The 14661-nt window shown below is 42.5% G+C and carries 22 protein-coding genes and 6 pseudogenes; 14 read left to right on the top strand and 14 right to left on the bottom strand.

The window, feature by feature from the left end; translation table 11 throughout:
* Positions 1-79 precede the first annotated feature (79 nt).
* From K6984_RS28150 to K6984_RS28135, 4 genes and pseudogenes are all read left to right on the top strand, one after another.
* Complete coding sequence (locus K6984_RS28150) at positions 80-559, top strand: hypothetical protein (protein WP_221897762.1); 480 nt, start codon at positions 80-82, stop codon at positions 557-559.
* 134 nt (positions 560-693) lie between these two features.
* Positions 694-816: pseudogene (locus tag K6984_RS35300) on the top strand (helix-turn-helix domain-containing protein); the annotation flags it as partial.
* A gap of 52 nt (positions 817-868) precedes the next feature.
* Positions 869-1057, top strand: coding sequence for a hypothetical protein (locus K6984_RS28140; RefSeq protein WP_221898347.1), 189 nt, complete (start codon positions 869-871; stop codon positions 1055-1057).
* 141 nt (positions 1058-1198) lie between these two features.
* A pseudogene (locus tag K6984_RS28135) lies at positions 1199-1981 on the top strand (IS30 family transposase); the annotation flags it as partial.
* 264 nt (positions 1982-2245) lie between these two features.
* Here the strand turns inward: K6984_RS28135 and K6984_RS28130 are convergent.
* Complete coding sequence (locus tag K6984_RS28130; protein ID WP_221898342.1) at positions 2246-2392, bottom strand: hypothetical protein; 147 nt, start codon at positions 2390-2392, stop codon at positions 2246-2248.
* Here K6984_RS28130 and K6984_RS28125 point away from each other — a divergent pair.
* Genes K6984_RS28125 through K6984_RS28115 form a run of 4 tightly spaced genes read left to right on the top strand, consistent with a single transcriptional unit; the run spans position 2349 to position 3095 of the window.
* The gene (locus tag K6984_RS28125; RefSeq protein ID WP_221895414.1) at positions 2349-2564 is read left to right on the top strand and encodes a hypothetical protein; all 216 of its coding nucleotides are present in this window, start codon (positions 2349-2351) and stop codon (positions 2562-2564) included. The two genes, K6984_RS28130 and K6984_RS28125, sit on opposite strands and share 44 nt — an antisense overlap.
* Before the next feature lie 34 nt (positions 2565-2598).
* A complete protein-coding gene (locus K6984_RS28120) occupies positions 2599-2850 on the top strand; it encodes a hypothetical protein (protein ID WP_221898341.1) in 252 nt (83 codons plus the stop codon).
* A complete protein-coding gene (locus K6984_RS35295) occupies positions 2799-2927 on the top strand; it encodes a hypothetical protein (RefSeq protein WP_263458596.1) in 129 nt (42 codons plus the stop codon). The genes K6984_RS28120 and K6984_RS35295 overlap by 52 nt, the downstream gene beginning before the upstream one ends.
* A gap of 27 nt (positions 2928-2954) precedes the next feature.
* Complete coding sequence (locus K6984_RS28115; RefSeq protein ID WP_221898340.1) at positions 2955-3095, top strand: hypothetical protein; 141 nt, start codon at positions 2955-2957, stop codon at positions 3093-3095.
* Here the strand turns inward: K6984_RS28115 and K6984_RS28110 are convergent.
* The 6 genes from K6984_RS28110 to K6984_RS28085 are packed head-to-tail and all read right to left on the bottom strand — an operon-like array spanning position 3088 to position 7872.
* Positions 3088-4827: an McrB family protein gene (locus K6984_RS28110; RefSeq protein ID WP_230988335.1), complete on the bottom strand. Its 1740-nt coding sequence runs from the start codon at positions 4825-4827 to the stop codon at positions 3088-3090. The genes K6984_RS28115 and K6984_RS28110 overlap by 8 nt on opposite strands.
* Before the next feature lie 53 nt (positions 4828-4880).
* Positions 4881-5804: a hypothetical protein gene (locus tag K6984_RS28105; RefSeq protein ID WP_221898339.1), complete on the bottom strand. Its 924-nt coding sequence runs from the start codon at positions 5802-5804 to the stop codon at positions 4881-4883.
* Complete coding sequence (locus K6984_RS28100; protein ID WP_221898338.1) at positions 5804-6430, bottom strand: hypothetical protein; 627 nt, start codon at positions 6428-6430, stop codon at positions 5804-5806. Before K6984_RS28100 ends, K6984_RS28105 begins: the two co-directional genes overlap by 1 nt.
* Before the next feature lie 2 nt (positions 6431-6432).
* A complete protein-coding gene (locus tag K6984_RS28095) occupies positions 6433-7395 on the bottom strand; it encodes an ATP-binding protein (protein ID WP_221898337.1) in 963 nt (320 codons plus the stop codon).
* Positions 7392-7688, bottom strand: a complete 297-nt coding sequence (locus tag K6984_RS28090) for a helicase-related protein (RefSeq protein ID WP_230988336.1) — start codon at positions 7686-7688, stop codon at positions 7392-7394. Before K6984_RS28090 ends, K6984_RS28095 begins: the two co-directional genes overlap by 4 nt.
* 34 nt (positions 7689-7722) lie before the next feature.
* Positions 7723-7872: a hypothetical protein gene (locus K6984_RS28085; protein WP_221898336.1), complete on the bottom strand. Its 150-nt coding sequence runs from the start codon at positions 7870-7872 to the stop codon at positions 7723-7725.
* A gap of 12 nt (positions 7873-7884) precedes the next feature.
* Here K6984_RS28085 and K6984_RS28080 point away from each other — a divergent pair, with 12 nt between their 5' ends.
* Entirely contained in the window at positions 7885-8031 is a 147-nt protein-coding gene (locus K6984_RS28080; protein ID WP_221898335.1) for a hypothetical protein, read from the top strand.
* A 336-nt stretch (positions 8032-8367) separates the two neighbouring features.
* On the opposite strand, the gene K6984_RS28075 is transcribed toward K6984_RS28080, so the two are convergent.
* The 3 genes from K6984_RS28075 to K6984_RS28070 are packed head-to-tail and all read right to left on the bottom strand — an operon-like array spanning position 8368 to position 9797.
* Entirely contained in the window at positions 8368-8514 is a 147-nt protein-coding gene (locus tag K6984_RS28075; RefSeq protein WP_221898334.1) for a hypothetical protein, read from the bottom strand.
* Between the two features lie 27 nt (positions 8515-8541).
* Complete coding sequence (locus K6984_RS35290) at positions 8542-8670, bottom strand: hypothetical protein (RefSeq protein WP_263458596.1); 129 nt, start codon at positions 8668-8670, stop codon at positions 8542-8544.
* The gene (locus K6984_RS28070; protein ID WP_221898344.1) at positions 8619-9797 is read right to left on the bottom strand and encodes a DEAD/DEAH box helicase; all 1179 of its coding nucleotides are present in this window, start codon (positions 9795-9797) and stop codon (positions 8619-8621) included. Before K6984_RS28070 ends, K6984_RS35290 begins: the two co-directional genes overlap by 52 nt.
* 113 nt (positions 9798-9910) lie before the next feature.
* On the opposite strand from K6984_RS28070, the gene dcm reads away from it, so the two are divergent.
* The 3 genes and pseudogenes from dcm (at position 9911) to K6984_RS35285 (ending at position 11654) form a co-directional block, all read left to right on the top strand.
* Positions 9911-11191: a DNA cytosine methyltransferase gene (dcm, locus tag K6984_RS28065; RefSeq protein WP_221898333.1), complete on the top strand. Its 1281-nt coding sequence runs from the start codon at positions 9911-9913 to the stop codon at positions 11189-11191.
* Positions 11192-11319: 128 nt separating this feature from the next.
* A pseudogene (locus K6984_RS28060) lies at positions 11320-11508 on the top strand (IS6 family transposase); the annotation flags it as partial.
* A 17-nt stretch (positions 11509-11525) separates the two neighbouring features.
* Complete coding sequence (locus tag K6984_RS35285; RefSeq protein ID WP_263458596.1) at positions 11526-11654, top strand: hypothetical protein; 129 nt, start codon at positions 11526-11528, stop codon at positions 11652-11654.
* On the opposite strand, the gene K6984_RS28055 is transcribed toward K6984_RS35285, so the two are convergent.
* The gene (locus K6984_RS28055) at positions 11618-11764 is read right to left on the bottom strand and encodes a hypothetical protein (protein WP_221898332.1); all 147 of its coding nucleotides are present in this window, start codon (positions 11762-11764) and stop codon (positions 11618-11620) included. The genes K6984_RS35285 and K6984_RS28055 overlap by 37 nt on opposite strands.
* Before the next feature lie 14 nt (positions 11765-11778).
* Here K6984_RS28055 and K6984_RS28050 point away from each other — a divergent pair, with 14 nt between their 5' ends.
* Complete coding sequence (locus K6984_RS28050) at positions 11779-11985, top strand: hypothetical protein (protein ID WP_221898331.1); 207 nt, start codon at positions 11779-11781, stop codon at positions 11983-11985.
* Positions 11986-12053: 68 nt separating this feature from the next.
* Positions 12054-12549 (top strand): annotated as a pseudogene (locus K6984_RS28045) (IS6 family transposase); the annotation flags it as partial.
* 195 nt (positions 12550-12744) lie between these two features.
* Here K6984_RS28045 and K6984_RS31850 read toward each other — a convergent pair.
* The 3 genes and pseudogenes from K6984_RS31850 to K6984_RS28035 all read right to left on the bottom strand — a co-directional run.
* A pseudogene (locus K6984_RS31850) lies at positions 12745-12945 on the bottom strand (IS6 family transposase); the annotation flags it as partial.
* Between the two features lie 177 nt (positions 12946-13122).
* Positions 13123-13839, bottom strand: a complete 717-nt coding sequence (locus K6984_RS28040; RefSeq protein ID WP_221898330.1) for an Lcl C-terminal domain-containing protein — start codon at positions 13837-13839, stop codon at positions 13123-13125.
* Positions 13840-14106: 267 nt separating this feature from the next.
* A pseudogene (locus K6984_RS28035) lies at positions 14107-14661 on the bottom strand (IS6 family transposase); the annotation flags it as partial.

Raw genomic sequence — 14661 nt, 5'->3', positions numbered from 1 at the left:
ACTCGATGTTCAAGTTTTTGATATTGAGAAGGTAAAATCAGGTATTCTGAGGTTGTTGTAATTTTATCGGTGTAAGCCCATGTTAATGAATGCCCCAGCCACCTTTATCCAAAGCTATATTGACGATTTAAATGATGCGCTCAATCAGCTAAAACCCGGAGCCGCTTTGACACGGATTCAAGCCGCTTGGTTGGGCACTTGTTTAACGGGCATACTGCTAATGAACTCTGTTTGCTGGGCTAAGTTTGAGCGAGCAAGCCTTGGAGATTGCAAAGTAGCCGCATTATCCTGGGTGTTTCGTAAAGCAAGTATACCCTGGGACTGGTTGCTACGGGTGAGTGTGGTCTTAATTTTAAAACGTTATGGCATTACTGAAGGTGTGTTGGCCTTTGATGAATCAGACCGAGCACGATCTAAGTCTACAAAACGTATTTATAAGGTTTACAAGCAGAAACACAAAGGCTCCGGCGGATATGTTAATGGACAAACGATAGTATTATTGCTGCTAGTTACCTCATCCATTACAGTGCCTACCCGACCAAAACAGAGATTGCATTAGGCTTATTAAAAGACCTGAATTCGTATAATAAGTGCATAACCCTCTGCAAGTATTGGCTAGACTAACACCTGTTGAATTAAGACAAGACATAGGTGTAAAGTAAACAGCTACCAAACAATTTACAGAGGCTACAAATGAGCTATACACACCTATGTCCTGAAGAAAGATATTATATAGAAATTGAATTAAAAAAGGGAACTTCACAGAATAAAATAGCAGAAGCCTTAGAACGAAGCCAAAGCAATATTTCACGCGAGATTAAACGCAATACAGGTCAAAGAGGCTACAGGCATAAACAAGCAGAAGATTTTGCCCAAGAACGACACAAAAACAAGCCTAAACAGGCGCGCCATGCTACTCGCGAAAGCTTGTTTTGGGCATCCCAGCCCAAGCAAGCAGCAAAAACTAACGCGACCACTTATGCCTCCGGCGGCCCCGATTCGTCCTCGTCACCTCGTCCCGACCCAACAAGCGGGTCGGAACATAGGCTCCAAATGACTTGACGCCGTGTCGGATGGCCTTTTATTTTGTCTCCACCTTCGCTAACGCTCAGACTCCGACAAAATAACGGCCCTACGGCTATCGCGGACTAAAAATCATCACTTCGCTTAGGCTCCGTTTCCCTGATTTTCAGCGGAGGTTAAATTAACGGATGAAATAAAAGGCATTGTTAATGTTCGCATTGAGGATGACTGGAGTCCTGAGCAGATTGCAGGGCGGTTAAAACAAGAAGGTATAATTAGTCTTCATCATGAAACAATCTACCAGCATATTCTGGCGGACAAAAAGGCAGGGGGTGAACTATACAAGCATCTTCGGCATCAGAACAAAACCTATCGCAAGCGGTATGGGTCAGCCCATAATAGGACAGGAATCCCTAATAGAGTCGATATAGATGAGCGTCCTGAAGAGGTCAACAACCGTAAGCGTATAGGTGATTGGGAGGCAGATACAATCATTGGGAAAAATCACAAAGGGGCGATTGTAACGTTGGATGAGCGAGTCTCTAAATTACGGTTGGCCTTCCCTTTAGCGGGGAAAAAGGCTCAATATGTATTAGACGCAACTATTTTAATGCTTGATCCTATAAAAAGCTTTGTTAAAACAATTACTTTTGATAACGGGAAAGAGTTTACCCTGCATGAAAAAATAGCAGAAGCACTAGGTTGTGATACGTATTTTGCGACTCCCTACAGCTCTTGGGAAAGAGGGCAAAATGAGAATGCTAATGGCTTATTAAGACAGTATTTCCCTAAAGTAATGGAGTTGATTGATGTTACGATAAAAGAGGTTTTTATAGCCGTTGATAAGCTAAATAGTCGCCCTAAAAAGTGTCTCAATTACAAAACACCTTATGAGGTATTTGAAGAGCTGACTGGGATAGATATGAAAAATTTATTGGGTTATGTACTTATGACTTGAATTCAGGTACTTTAATTCGATTAACAAAGGCATTGATCAGATAATACGTGTACGTGGCGGCAAAGAGATTAAAGTGACTGTCAGCAGTGCACGATTAAAGGTGAGTTCTCACAGTAAAAAGCGCTTTGTCATTGCCTTAAAATATGACGGTGAAAACGACTATCGCTATTTAGTGGCGACAGACCTGACTTGGCGCACACAAGATATTATTCAAGCCTATACGTTGAGATGGCTGATTGAGGTTTTCTTTGAGGACTGGAAGCTTTATGAAGGATGGGGGCGTGAGGCCAAACAATTACAGGCGCGCCATGCTACCTCACGAAATTCTGGGACTCCTGTCGCCATAATTCGTTCACCTACGCAGCGGATGGGAGATGCCCTGAACGCCCTGCGTCCGCAACGACTACGCACAAAAGCCGCTTCGTCATTACTACCTCACTGGCTGGACGGCTATTCGGAATGCAATTCTTGCTCCTCTCGCGTGCTGCTAGCACACGTCGAATCAGCGAATTGCCCTGTCGCCTATCAGGGACTAAAAATCACCACTTCGCTAAGCTACGTTTCCATGATTTTCAGCGGATGAAGAGGGATCAAGCCGTGGCCTGATTCTGAGTCTTTTGTTTGACCATTGCCTTCTCCTTCACCCAGAGCAAATAGCCCGCATTGAAAGCAAACTACCTGCGTATACCGTAGGAAGCTTACAGCGCAAGTCTCAAATGGATGTACTGCTTGAGTTCATCACGTCATTGCTAGAGTTTCCAGATCCTGGTGATAAGCTGAAAGAGTTAGGTGAATTAATATCGGGGAGTCGCTATTTTTGCGAAAGCTTGTTTTGGGCATCCCAGCCCAAGCAAGCAGCAAAAACTTAACGCGACCACTTATGCCTCCGGCGGCCCCGATTCGTCCTCGTCACCTCGTCCCGACCCAACAAGGGGTCGGAACATAGGCTCCAAATGACTTGACGCCGTGTCGGATGGCCTTTTATTTTGTCTCCACCTTCGCTAACGCTCAGACTCCGACAAAACAACGGCCCTACGGCTATCGCGGACTAAAAATCTTCACTTCGCTAAAGCTCCGTTTCCAGGATTTCCAGCGAAGGATGTGTTTCAACTGATGCCATCAGGAAAACATATGATTGGCAGAGATTTAGGGCGCTTAGGGCCAACAGCATCATTAAAGTATTGTTCTGCTGGGTGAAGGTAAGAGTTTGATGGCAATGGGATGGAAAAACTTGAACATCGAGTATCAGCAAAGTCTACCCAACTGATATTCCAGTCACTACTATCGGCAGTTTTTAGAGTAAGCGTCTGTCGTGGTACTTCTGGGTTTTTGAAGTCTATTTTCAAGTATTCGAATGACCAGCGTCGCTTGAATGCTGTATCAAGAGGCATTACAGCTTGATCACTGCTGTTCATAGTCGCCAACAGAGACAGGTTCTCAGGGATATAAAGCTTATCAATACTCTCGCTATTCAGATGCGTGTTGATGTAACCCAGCATATCTGGATCGGCCGCATCAATAGTATACTGACTTCTTCCACCTTCTTTACGGTCAAGTAGCTGAAACAACTCTCCGAACACTGCAGCAGCAGGAGCTCTATTGATTTCTTCAATAATAAGTTGGAAATGTTCTTCCGGTTTATTCAAAGCCAACAAGAGTGCTTTGGTAAATGGGCCTGGACGAAACTCATAGGTAATATCACTACCAGACATCCTTGGTTTCAGCGCACCGACAAAGTCATTGTATTGAGTATCAGGGTGAAATACGGTTACTACCTTTGTACGATCACTCGTTTGATTATTGATAGTGTGACTTTTACCCGTACCCGGAGCGCCATAGTAGATTTTATTAGTTCCATTTTTCGCGGTTCCGGACGAACCCAGAAGAAATGGTGCGAGATCGCTAGTAGAACGAGCACTAGAACAAAAGAGAAACTCAGCATCTTTTCGGATAAGCTGCATATTTAGCCACAATTTAGAGACTAAATCAGAAACCATATTTATTGAATCAGGTGTGGTTAACAAACCTTTCTTTATAAAATAATACTCCATTTTCACTTCCGAGTAGTGCACTGGATCATCCACATAATTAGCATTTCCAACAACTGGGGTAGTAGCACTTCTAAACGCGTCCTCAATTTCTCCCCAAGCTGTTCCCTGCTCAATAATGGAATCTAGTTTTCCCTGCCAACCTAGAGTAGATAGGATTTGAAACAGTAGATCATCACCAGAGTCACTCTGAAACAAATAAGGAATATTCATCGAGTACTTATTTGCTAAAACTTCGAATGCCGAAATCGACTGTGAAAAAGCATAAATAACTTTACCAAGCATTTCAGAGCTGGCATCTGGAACAGGTATTGCCTTAAGCAGAATTGAGCGAACAAAATCATCACTATTGCGTAACTTAGTATCATCTCCACTGCCATTGATGATGGATTTCGCAGCAAGCCGGGCAGATTTATCGCCTAGTACAGCAAAAAAGTTATCTCTGCTGTATTGATCTAGTTTATTAGTAATCAGATTTGTAATAGTCGGGGAGGCAATCAACTCCGCTAACTCGCATGATGAAAGATTTCCCTTTAGCTTCCCGAATACATCCATATATAGGTTAAGAAGCTGAGCCAAAGGCTGAAGCTTAAGTGCATAAAGGAAATAATTACTGGGTATATAGGCATGATTCTTTCCTGTCTTAACCAGCGCGGAGTGAGCCTGAAACTGAATCTCAAGATCTAACTCTGAAAAAGAAGCAATAGCCTCTTGATCAAAAGTTATCTCATCAAAAAACCAGCCCGACTCTGAGTCGCTCTGATACCAATTACCTACAGTGTTTAACTTTGAAAGCATAATAAAATTGTACCCAGATATTTAAAAAATCGTTGAATCACGACTGCATGTAATTAGTCATGCTTGATCCACAGACTTCGCGATACTGCTTGACGCAACTCCTCAACAAACTTTTTCTTTTCATCAGAGAACTGATTATTTTCAAGTTCACCTAGAAAGAACAGACACTCAGCCAACGGACCAGACTGTTCAGAGGAAATCTCGCGCACCAAAGGATGATCTTGGTTTATCATTATGTAGTGGTCATCTTCATACCCCGGCTCCCACAGAGATCCGTCAGTTGTTTTGCCGAGTCGAACATCAACATCCTCCACTAATGGAGAGATGACACGAACTTTTGGCAAATGACTACCTTTTCCGGAGCACAAGATTCTGAAATCTAAAAGAGCATTAAAAATAATGGCAAGTGCATCACTGAAACCAGAACGATAAATATTGTATTTATCGGCGATGATATTGCCGAACATATCAGTATTCTCTTGGCCTACGTCATCACAGCCTTTAATAAGCGAGTATTCTTTTCTCACTTCTGCGGGCATGAAAATACGCGCATATTTTTTCCCTTGGTGCGTAAGGGACTCTGCCACCTTATCAACAGAAAAATTAAAATCTTCTAGGCCAAATAAACCTGAAATTTCATAGGACATATGAGCTACAGCTGATCTATTTGACAATTTCTCAGTAAGCCATAAATTAAGCTCTTTTGACTGTTTTTTCAGGTCACTTTTTGGTAGATCAGATACCTCTATACCCAGCGCCTCTTGAAATGAGTCTCGATTACTGAACGTAACGGCGCTGGCAGCAACCTGGTAAACATAATCTGTCACTATCTGGTCAGATTCATTGAAAATGCGATTAAACAGATCTATCGGCAGAGGAATGCGGTTCTGCCAGAAAATAAGGCCATCAACTCTGTATTTTGAATTTTTATCGTTCAGATAACGCTTAAAATCAGCAAGATCGTATTGATACCCCATTATTCTTCCTCTACATCAGGAAGTTCAATACTTAGGTAACGCAAAGTCTGGCTTACTTTCTGCCTGTATCCCTTCAAAGTATGTTGGTTGGTCTCGGAGAATTCGCCATGCTCTGCATTTGCCAAGCTCCATAGCAACATATCGAGAGCCTTCATTGCTTCGATATTATCCTTACAGACGTTATACATTTTATGAAAGTACGGATGAGACTTACCAAGCGTGACGCAAGTATTACCTTCGCCATCGCATGAAGGCTCCCAGAGCTCATCCCCGAGAATTGAGTCTTCTTCATGAACCCTGACCGTCTTATCATCGTAAATACGAATACCCTCGATAACAGCAGGCTTTATTTGATTTTGATTTCGAATAGTTACTGAATCTCCATCAACCTTGATATCTGAATTTTTCGTAAACTCTTTATGTTTATCTATCGCTTTATCTGCAGGCCCATGCAAACGCGTAGTATTAGCAGACGTTAATCTAGCCAGCCCTTTAAGTAATTCTTGTCTCCAGGGTGCAACTAGCCGTTTAAGTTCTTCACGAATATCCTGCGGAATAATCACACGACTCTTTCGAAAATCAATACTGAAAACATCATCTAGTTCGTGATCAAAGTGCAGTTCCACTCTCAGACGAGTAACTTTACTTTACTTTCCTTCTTATACATCCGATGTGGCCAGCCATCATGCCAGATCAAACGGCCCTCACGATAAATGTAGAAACCTTGGTTATCGAGACTATAGCGGACAAACTTTCTCTCTTCAAAATTAAGTTCGTTCTGGGATGGAATAACACTCCCTTTGATGGAAAATGAAGCGGTTCTTTCACCAAGATCAACAGGTATAGTTTTTTCTTTCAGCAAACGAGAGCGGATACCATCTGTTGTAATTAGGTCAGTACACAGAGGGTCCCAGCCTTTCAACTCAACCATAGATGTATCACCGACTTTCATTGTTATGTAAACATTGCCAGACACCAAGAACTTAAAGAAAACTGCACTCAGTTCAGTCGAAAGCTCTTCACCAATGTTTTTGATCTGCTTACGGATCTGGCGCTCACTACCTTGCTTTATCAGACGATCGATATTTTCCCATATAACCATAGTTCCACCGCTTTCTGAAAAGTCACTCAACTCTTCATGATCATCGAAATAATCACCAGAACTAGGTGTCTCCAGCTGCCAGCGATCAGTACTGATAATTCGATCTAGATCCCAAGCTCGACCACTACAAACGCCATTTTTCTGAGTCAACACTACAAGGCGACGACAGAACGCAGTGGATGCAGTTTTCAGCCCCATACCAAATTTACCCAGTGACTTCGGATTTGGGCGCCTGTCTGAACCGTATCGCATCGCATTTTTCAGTTCCTCTTCCGACATACCATCACCATTATCAGTAATAGTGACTCTAAATTCCCCATATATATATTGAAGCTCAATGGCAATTTTAGTTGCATTCGCCGCAATAGCATTGTCTAAAATATCAGCAAATGCCGCCTCACGGCTGTAACCGGTATCTCGCAGACTTTCTACCAAACGGCCCGCAGAAGGACGAAAGTCATTTTCGGGTAGTTCTGTTTGTATACTCATGAATCTAACGTTTCCAAATATGCAAGCATGATTAGCTTGTCTGTTTCTTTATTATCGGCAACCGAAACAACTTGGTCACTAAGCTGTCTTTTAAGGCGAATACGCTCATCGATAGTTTCTTCAATAGTACGAGCGTAATACATGTAATAAACGCTGACCACTGACTTTTGACCGTTTCTCCAAGCTCTGGCGGTGGCCTGCTCCTCGAGCGCTGGATTCCACTGCCTACAGTAATGAATAACATGTGTCGCTGCGGTAATATTAAAGCCCATTCCTGCTGTTTTAGGGTGCAGGATAAGAACATCAAAACCGCCTGAAGATGAAAACTCATCTATCAGCAGCTGACGCTGTCAGCCCCGGACGGGCTGATAGTCTCCAGAAGGCGCAGGGAAATTTGCCAATCCGAAGTGCGCGATAGCGCGCGAGGGAGGCTAAAATTTTATCCCGAATAGCCGTAGAGCCATTTGTGGTAGCCATGACTGAGCTGCTTTGTGCTCAGTCTGTGGCGGACGCAGGGCGGCTGGAGCATCTCCTATTCGCTGCGTAGGTGAACGAATTACGGCGACAGGAGTCCCGGAATTTCGTGAGGTAGCATGGCGCGCCTGCGTTCTTTATTTGGCGTTCTACCATCAATAACTCCAGGTCGGATACCGTATTTTTCTTCCAGTGCGCCTTTAACAATATCAATCACTCTCTGAAAAGTCGCGAAAATAATGACCTTTTCTCCAGCCTGAGCAATCGCATCCAGCTTTATCATCATCAATTCAAATTTTGCACTGTACTTTGAAAGAGATCTAATATCGGTAGGAATTTTACTGTCAAGCAAAGCCGGATGCGCAGTAAACTGCTGTAGTTTATTAATCAGCGGTAATATACCAGCCCCTCCACCGGATGCATCACTCTGCATTTCTTTTATGATGCTATTATATTCGGACTTTTCACTCTCTCCCAGAGAAACTGGAATGTGGATATCTAGTTTATCTGGAAGCTGTTCAAGCGCTGAAAATCAGGGAAACGTAGCCTAAGCGAAGTGATGATTTTTAGTCCGCGATAGCCGTAGGGCCGTTGTTTTGTCGGAGTCTGAGCGTTAGCGAAGGTGGAGACAAAATAAAAGGCCATCCGACACGGCGTCAAGTCATTTGGAGCCTATGTTCCGACCCCTTGTTGGGTCGGGACGAGGTGACGAGGACGAATCGGGGCCGCCGGAGGCATAAGTGGTCGCGTTAAGTTTTTGCTGCTTGCTTGGGCTGGGATGCCCAAAACAAGCTTTCGCAAAAATAGCGACTCCCCGAAACATCTTTCTTCATGCGCCTCAACGTAACCTGACGAAGAGTAGACTCAAGTTGATCAAGGTCAGTATTTAGAGTTTGAGACAAATCATTGTGGACATACCGCGATTTAAAATCATCCTGTGTCCCTAGAAAATCAGGAAAGACCAAGTCACATAAAGCCCAAGCATCCATCAAACTGTTTTCAACCGGAGTTCCAGACATAGCAACTGAAACTGCGCTATTCAGACGTCTTGCAGCCATTGACCGGCCTGAATTGGGGTTCTTTAACATACTGGCTTCATCAAATACAGCGAGGTCAAAAGACAATTCCTCAAGCATCGCTATATCGGAAGACATCGTCGTGTAAGGAGTGATGATTACGCCATAATCCGATAAAGCTGAACTGATACCACGTCTGTTATCCCCATAATGCAGATACGGTTGGATGTCCGGTGCAAAAAAATCGAACTCACGTACCCAGTTATCCAGAAGAGGGTTGGGTACTACAACCAGTATCCTAGCATTTGGGGTCTTTTCTAAAACATCACAGCACAACGCAATTATCTGGGCGGTTTTACCCAACCCCATGTCATCAGCCAGAATAGTTCCGACTCCATTCTCTACACAGAAACTGAGCCAGTCAACGCCCTGCTGATGATAAGGATAAAGAGTTCTGACAAACTGCTTATTGTGATCGGATGCTCTTTTCCTTTTAGCTCTGATAGACTCCAACAGCCCTGATGGGAGCTGTTCACTCAGGCCTTCTTGATACAGAGTTCGAAGAAGCTTAATTAGCGAAGAAAGGGGCTGTTCACTAAATGCAGAGGCTATGTGCTCCATTGTGGAGGAACAAACAAAATGAACTCGTTTACCGCTGACAATAAAATAACCCTTATCGGCCAATGAATTCAGTTGTTCTTTGTTAAGATCAGATCCTTTGAAGCTAACTCTGAACATAGGATCAGACTCTGCATCAAAATGAAAACGCAGCTCAGCTGGACGCCTTGAAACAACTAATGTTGACTCTTTTCCATATAGCACTGCCCTAAATCTTCCCAACCTGAACAATGCTTCTGGTTCAACCGGAAAATTGTTATCCACAACAACACCTTTATTTACCATATAACCCATCACAACTCCATTTTACAGGGTAAAAAACAGGATAAACCTTGAAATAATATATGTTTATATGTACAGTATAAATTACTGTACAGGGTAAAAAACAGGATATTAATATAATTGTAATGGTGAATACATTGAATACCTCCCAATATATTAAAGAGCTAAGAGACAACCTCCTGCTAGGTCAACGTGAATTAGCAAATTTAGTAGGCTTAGGAAAGGATGGAGAAAGGACTGTTCGTGGGTGGGAAGCAGGCGATCACAAACCTTCCCCATTGAAATGGAGCCGAATTCTAGAGCTACAAGATGAAATGAAGCGTTATTATGAAAATGCGCCGTTAAAACAAAAACCTATCGAAGAATCACAATTCACTTTTATTGACCTATTCGCCGGAATCGGTGGAATTCGTTACCCCTTCCAAAAACTGGGTGGTCATTGTGTCTTTACTTCCGAATGGGATAAATTTGCACAGAAAACCTATCTTGAAAACTTTGGTGAAATGCCATCTGGTGATATAACAGAAATCAAAACATCAGATATTTCTGATCACGACATTCTTCTCGGAGGATTCCCATGCCAAGCATTTTCACAAGCCGGCCTCAAACAAGGATTTAATGATACTCGTGGAACTATGTTCTTTGAAATCCAACGAATATTAGCAAATAAAAAACCTAAAGCTTTTTTACTTGAAAATGTAAAACAATTAGTTGGTCATGATAAAGGGAGAACTTTTAAAACAATTACATCTATTTTAGAAGGTAAAAACGACCTAGAATTAGATAATGACATAAAACTATCTGATGAAACTTTAGAAGCATTAAGTAAAAAATTAAATTACTGGATTAGCTATAAAGTATTGAGGGCTGCAGATCATGGTTTGCCTCAGAATAGACAGAGAATTTATATTGTTGGATTTAATAAAAATTACTATAAAAATATAGACTTTGATTCAATATTTTCTTGGCCAGAAAACGATATATCACACGTTAAAGTTCGAGATATTTTAGTGCACGATGATCATGTGAATGAGAAATATACTATTTCTGAAAAACTCTGGGCAGGTCACCAGCGTAGAAAGCAAGAACATAAAAATAAAGGTAATGGTTTTGGATACTCACTTTTTAATTCTGACAGTGAATACACTAATACAATTAGCGCAAGATACTATAAAGATGGCAGTGAAATCTTAATTGATCAAAAGCACCTTAGTAAACGTCCAAGAAAATTAACACCTAGAGAGTGCGCTAACCTTCAAGGGTTCCCACAAGATTTCATTATTGATGCCGTTTCTGATTGTCAAATATACAAGCAATTTGGTAACTCTGTTGCAATCTCAGTTATAAGAAAAATAGCAAACCAACTTATACAAACTATGGATACTGCAAATACATTGCTTAAGTAATATTCTCATCCAAATTTTTCCCATATAATTGCTCCATCCGAATGAGAATAACGGTTCTGTCGCATAAATCCCCCTTCCCGACGTTATCTGCTATCATAATTCTCAATTTTCAATAAAAGGTGGCTCATATGCTCAGCTTCAAAGGCACTCACTTCCCAAAAGATGTCATTCTTTATGCTGTTTTCTTTTATGTCAGGTATGGCGTTTCGTATCGCGACCTTGAAGAAATTATGGAAGAAAGAGGTGTTGAAGTGGATCATGCTACGCTCAATCGTTGGGTTATCCGTTATTCTCCTGCCATTGCTGTAACAGCTAAATCGGGGAGTCGCTATTTTTGCGAAAGCTTGTTTTGGGCATCCCAGCCCAAGCAAGCAGCAAAAACTTAACGCGACCACTTATGCCTCCGGCGGCCCCGATTCGTCCTCGTCACCTCGTCCCGACCCAACAAGGGGTCGGAACATAGGCTCCACAGGCGCGCCATGCTACCTCACGAAATTCCGGGACTCCTGTCGCCGTAATTCGTTCACCTACGCAGCGAATAGGAGATCCCTGCGTCCGCCACAGACTGAGCACAAAGCAGCTCAGTCATGGCTACCACAAATGGCTCTACGGCTATTCGGGATAAAATTTTAGCCTCCCTCGCGCGCTATCGCGCACTTCGGATTGGCAAATTTCCCTGCGCCTTCTGGAGACTATCAGCCCGTCCGGGGCTGACAGCGAATGACTTGACGCCGTGTCGGATGGCCTTTTATTTTGTCTCCACCTTCGCTAACGCTCAGACTCCGACAAAATAACGGCCCTACGGCTATCGCGGACTAAAAATCATCACTTCGCTTAGGCTCCGTTTCCCTGATTTTCAGCGTCTGAGAAACGAGAAACCAACAAATCGTGGCGCATGGATGAAACGTATATCCAAAGTGAAGGGTCAGTGGACCTATTTATACCGAGCTGTTGATAGTCACGGGGATACGCTTGATTTCATGCTTTCTGAGCGCCGTGATGAAGAGGCTGCAACCGCATTTTTTAAACAAACGATTAACAATAATGGCTTTCCTGATAAGGTCGTTATGGATAAAAGTGGCGCTAACTATGCAGGATTAGCCAATATTAACCTCTTGTTAATCCTCGCTGGGTGTGCCACTATGCTCGACATATTACAGGTTAAATATTTGAATAACATCATCGAACAGGATCACCGCTTTATCAAAAAAATAACAAAACCGATGATGGGCTTTAAAGCGTTTCACTCCGCTCAAGCAACCATTGATGGAATTGAAACGGCACATATGATCCGAAAGGGACAGTTGTCGGAGGAAAAAATTCCTGCTTATAAGCAGTTTATGGCTTTAGCAGGATAGTTATGCCTGAAGACCAGGAGGTCTGCGCTTTTGATAATTATTGCGACAGAACCTTTTTTTAGTCGGTCTACAATTGACTTTGAAAAAGTGAGGGATACCATTTTTGACTGTTTCCGTTAGTGTTGGGACGAAAATTATAAGCCAGTTTCCCCTCTGTCGTTTTTGTTTGTTCGGAAATTAATTTTCTGAAAGTCTATAGGTTTCGTCCATCCGCCACCGCCCATTAACAGGCCGCTTCTTTTTATGAAATTCTTTCTCTAATTCAGGTGCATAATTTATCACCCACCGATTAAGGGTGCTGTGGTCAACATGATAGCCTCGTTCTTCAGCTATTTCCTCAAGATTGCGATAACTGAGTGGATAAGCCAAGTACCATCTGACATTTAGGAGAATGATTTATTTTTCAAAATGACGCCATTTAAAACTAAGCATATGAACCTTACTTTATTCGAATTGAGACTCATGATAGCAGGTAACGCGGAAAAGGGAACTTTATGCGACAGAACCCAAAATAATTCATCAGTGAGTGATACTATCAGCCCGTCCAGGGCTGATAGTAAGCGGAAGGCATGATCAAAAATTCCTAATGAATAATACGCTAAGTTTTACAGGATTATTTGCCATAGTCTCTATCCCGTCCGTTAAGTTCAACGTCCACATCCAATTTTTATCCTTTTGTGAGGATGACCAAAAGAACTGCGGATAAGATGGATGCGCGGTTCTTTTCTCCGTTACGGTATAGGGCCCTAACACCTCGTGGATTTCGTATAACTCTCCCATAGATGGAATATACCAGTCATTAAACCCCCCCGCATTGTAGTCCAGTAATACATCGAAGATTATAGTTCCACCATAATAACTAACACAATCATTTTCTAGTGCGACGTCTGTATTGAATTTACCTGCACCAAAGGATCTATCTCTTGCACCTTCAAGATCCACCTTCCAACACCCATACTCTACAGTTGTGTGATGGTCAGGGGCTATCTCCATCCCATGCCGACCTTCGTCGGTGACATGAAATACTTTCCCCCCGCCATAGCCAATATCGCCAGGTTTAAAGATGATGGCGCAATCGGTATCCTGTATCGCAAACATGGCATCCGTGTACTCTTCATCCGACATTGACGGGTCTCGCGCTCTTTGCGCCTCACAAGTCTCTTGGTACGTTACAAAGACCTCCTGATCTGAATCTCCCCCTATGACTACAAATTCGGAGTCCATCTCATACGCGAGGGTTGTGGTTGCCCAGCCCATTAAGGCTAAGCTTGCTATAATTCTAATGTTCATTTTATTCTCCTAAAAATTCTTAATTAGTAATGTATAAAGCGGGGGCTAAAAGATAAATTGGACTACTCATTCCGCAATAATCACCTTCCCGCTCTGAATAGTCCAATTTCCAATTTCATCCCTAATCCAAATGCTGATCCGATAAACAGATTTGTCCGGCGGTGCTAACTTAGAGAGGGAAACAACACCCGTGTTAGAGTCTATATTAAAATACGGTTCTGTCGCAATAATTATCAAAAGCGCAGACCTCCTGGCCTTCAGGCATAACTATCCTGCTAAAGCCATAAACTGCTTATAAGCAGGAATATTTTCCTCAGACAATTGTCCCTTTCGGATCATATGTGCTGTTTCAATTCCATCAATGGTTGCTTGAGCGGAGTGAAACGCTTTAAAGCCCATCATTGGCTTTGTTACTTTTTTGATAAATCGATGCTCCTGTTCGATGATGTTATTTAAATATTTAACCTGTAATATGTCGATCATAGTGGTAAACCCAGCGAGGATTAACAAGAGGTTAATATTGGCTAATCCTGCATAGTTAGCGCCACTTTTATCCATAAGGACCTTATCAGGAAAGCCATTATTGTTAATCGTTTGTTTGAAAAATGCGGTTGCAGCCTCTTCATCACGGCGCTCAGAAGGCATGAAAATCAAGCGTATCACCCGTGACTATCAACAGCTCGGTATAAATAGGTCCACTGACCCTTCACTTTGATATACGTTTCATCCATGCGCCACGATTTATTTGTTTCTCGTTTCTGAGATTTAGCTTTTACAGCAATGGCAGGAGAATAACGGATAACCCAGCGATTGAGCGTAGCA

It is taken from the genome of Bathymodiolus japonicus methanotrophic gill symbiont (assembly GCF_019721995.1).
Classification (GTDB): domain Bacteria; phylum Pseudomonadota; class Gammaproteobacteria; order Methylococcales; family Methylomonadaceae; genus Methyloprofundus.
This window is presented reverse-complemented; position numbering and strand designations above follow the sequence as displayed.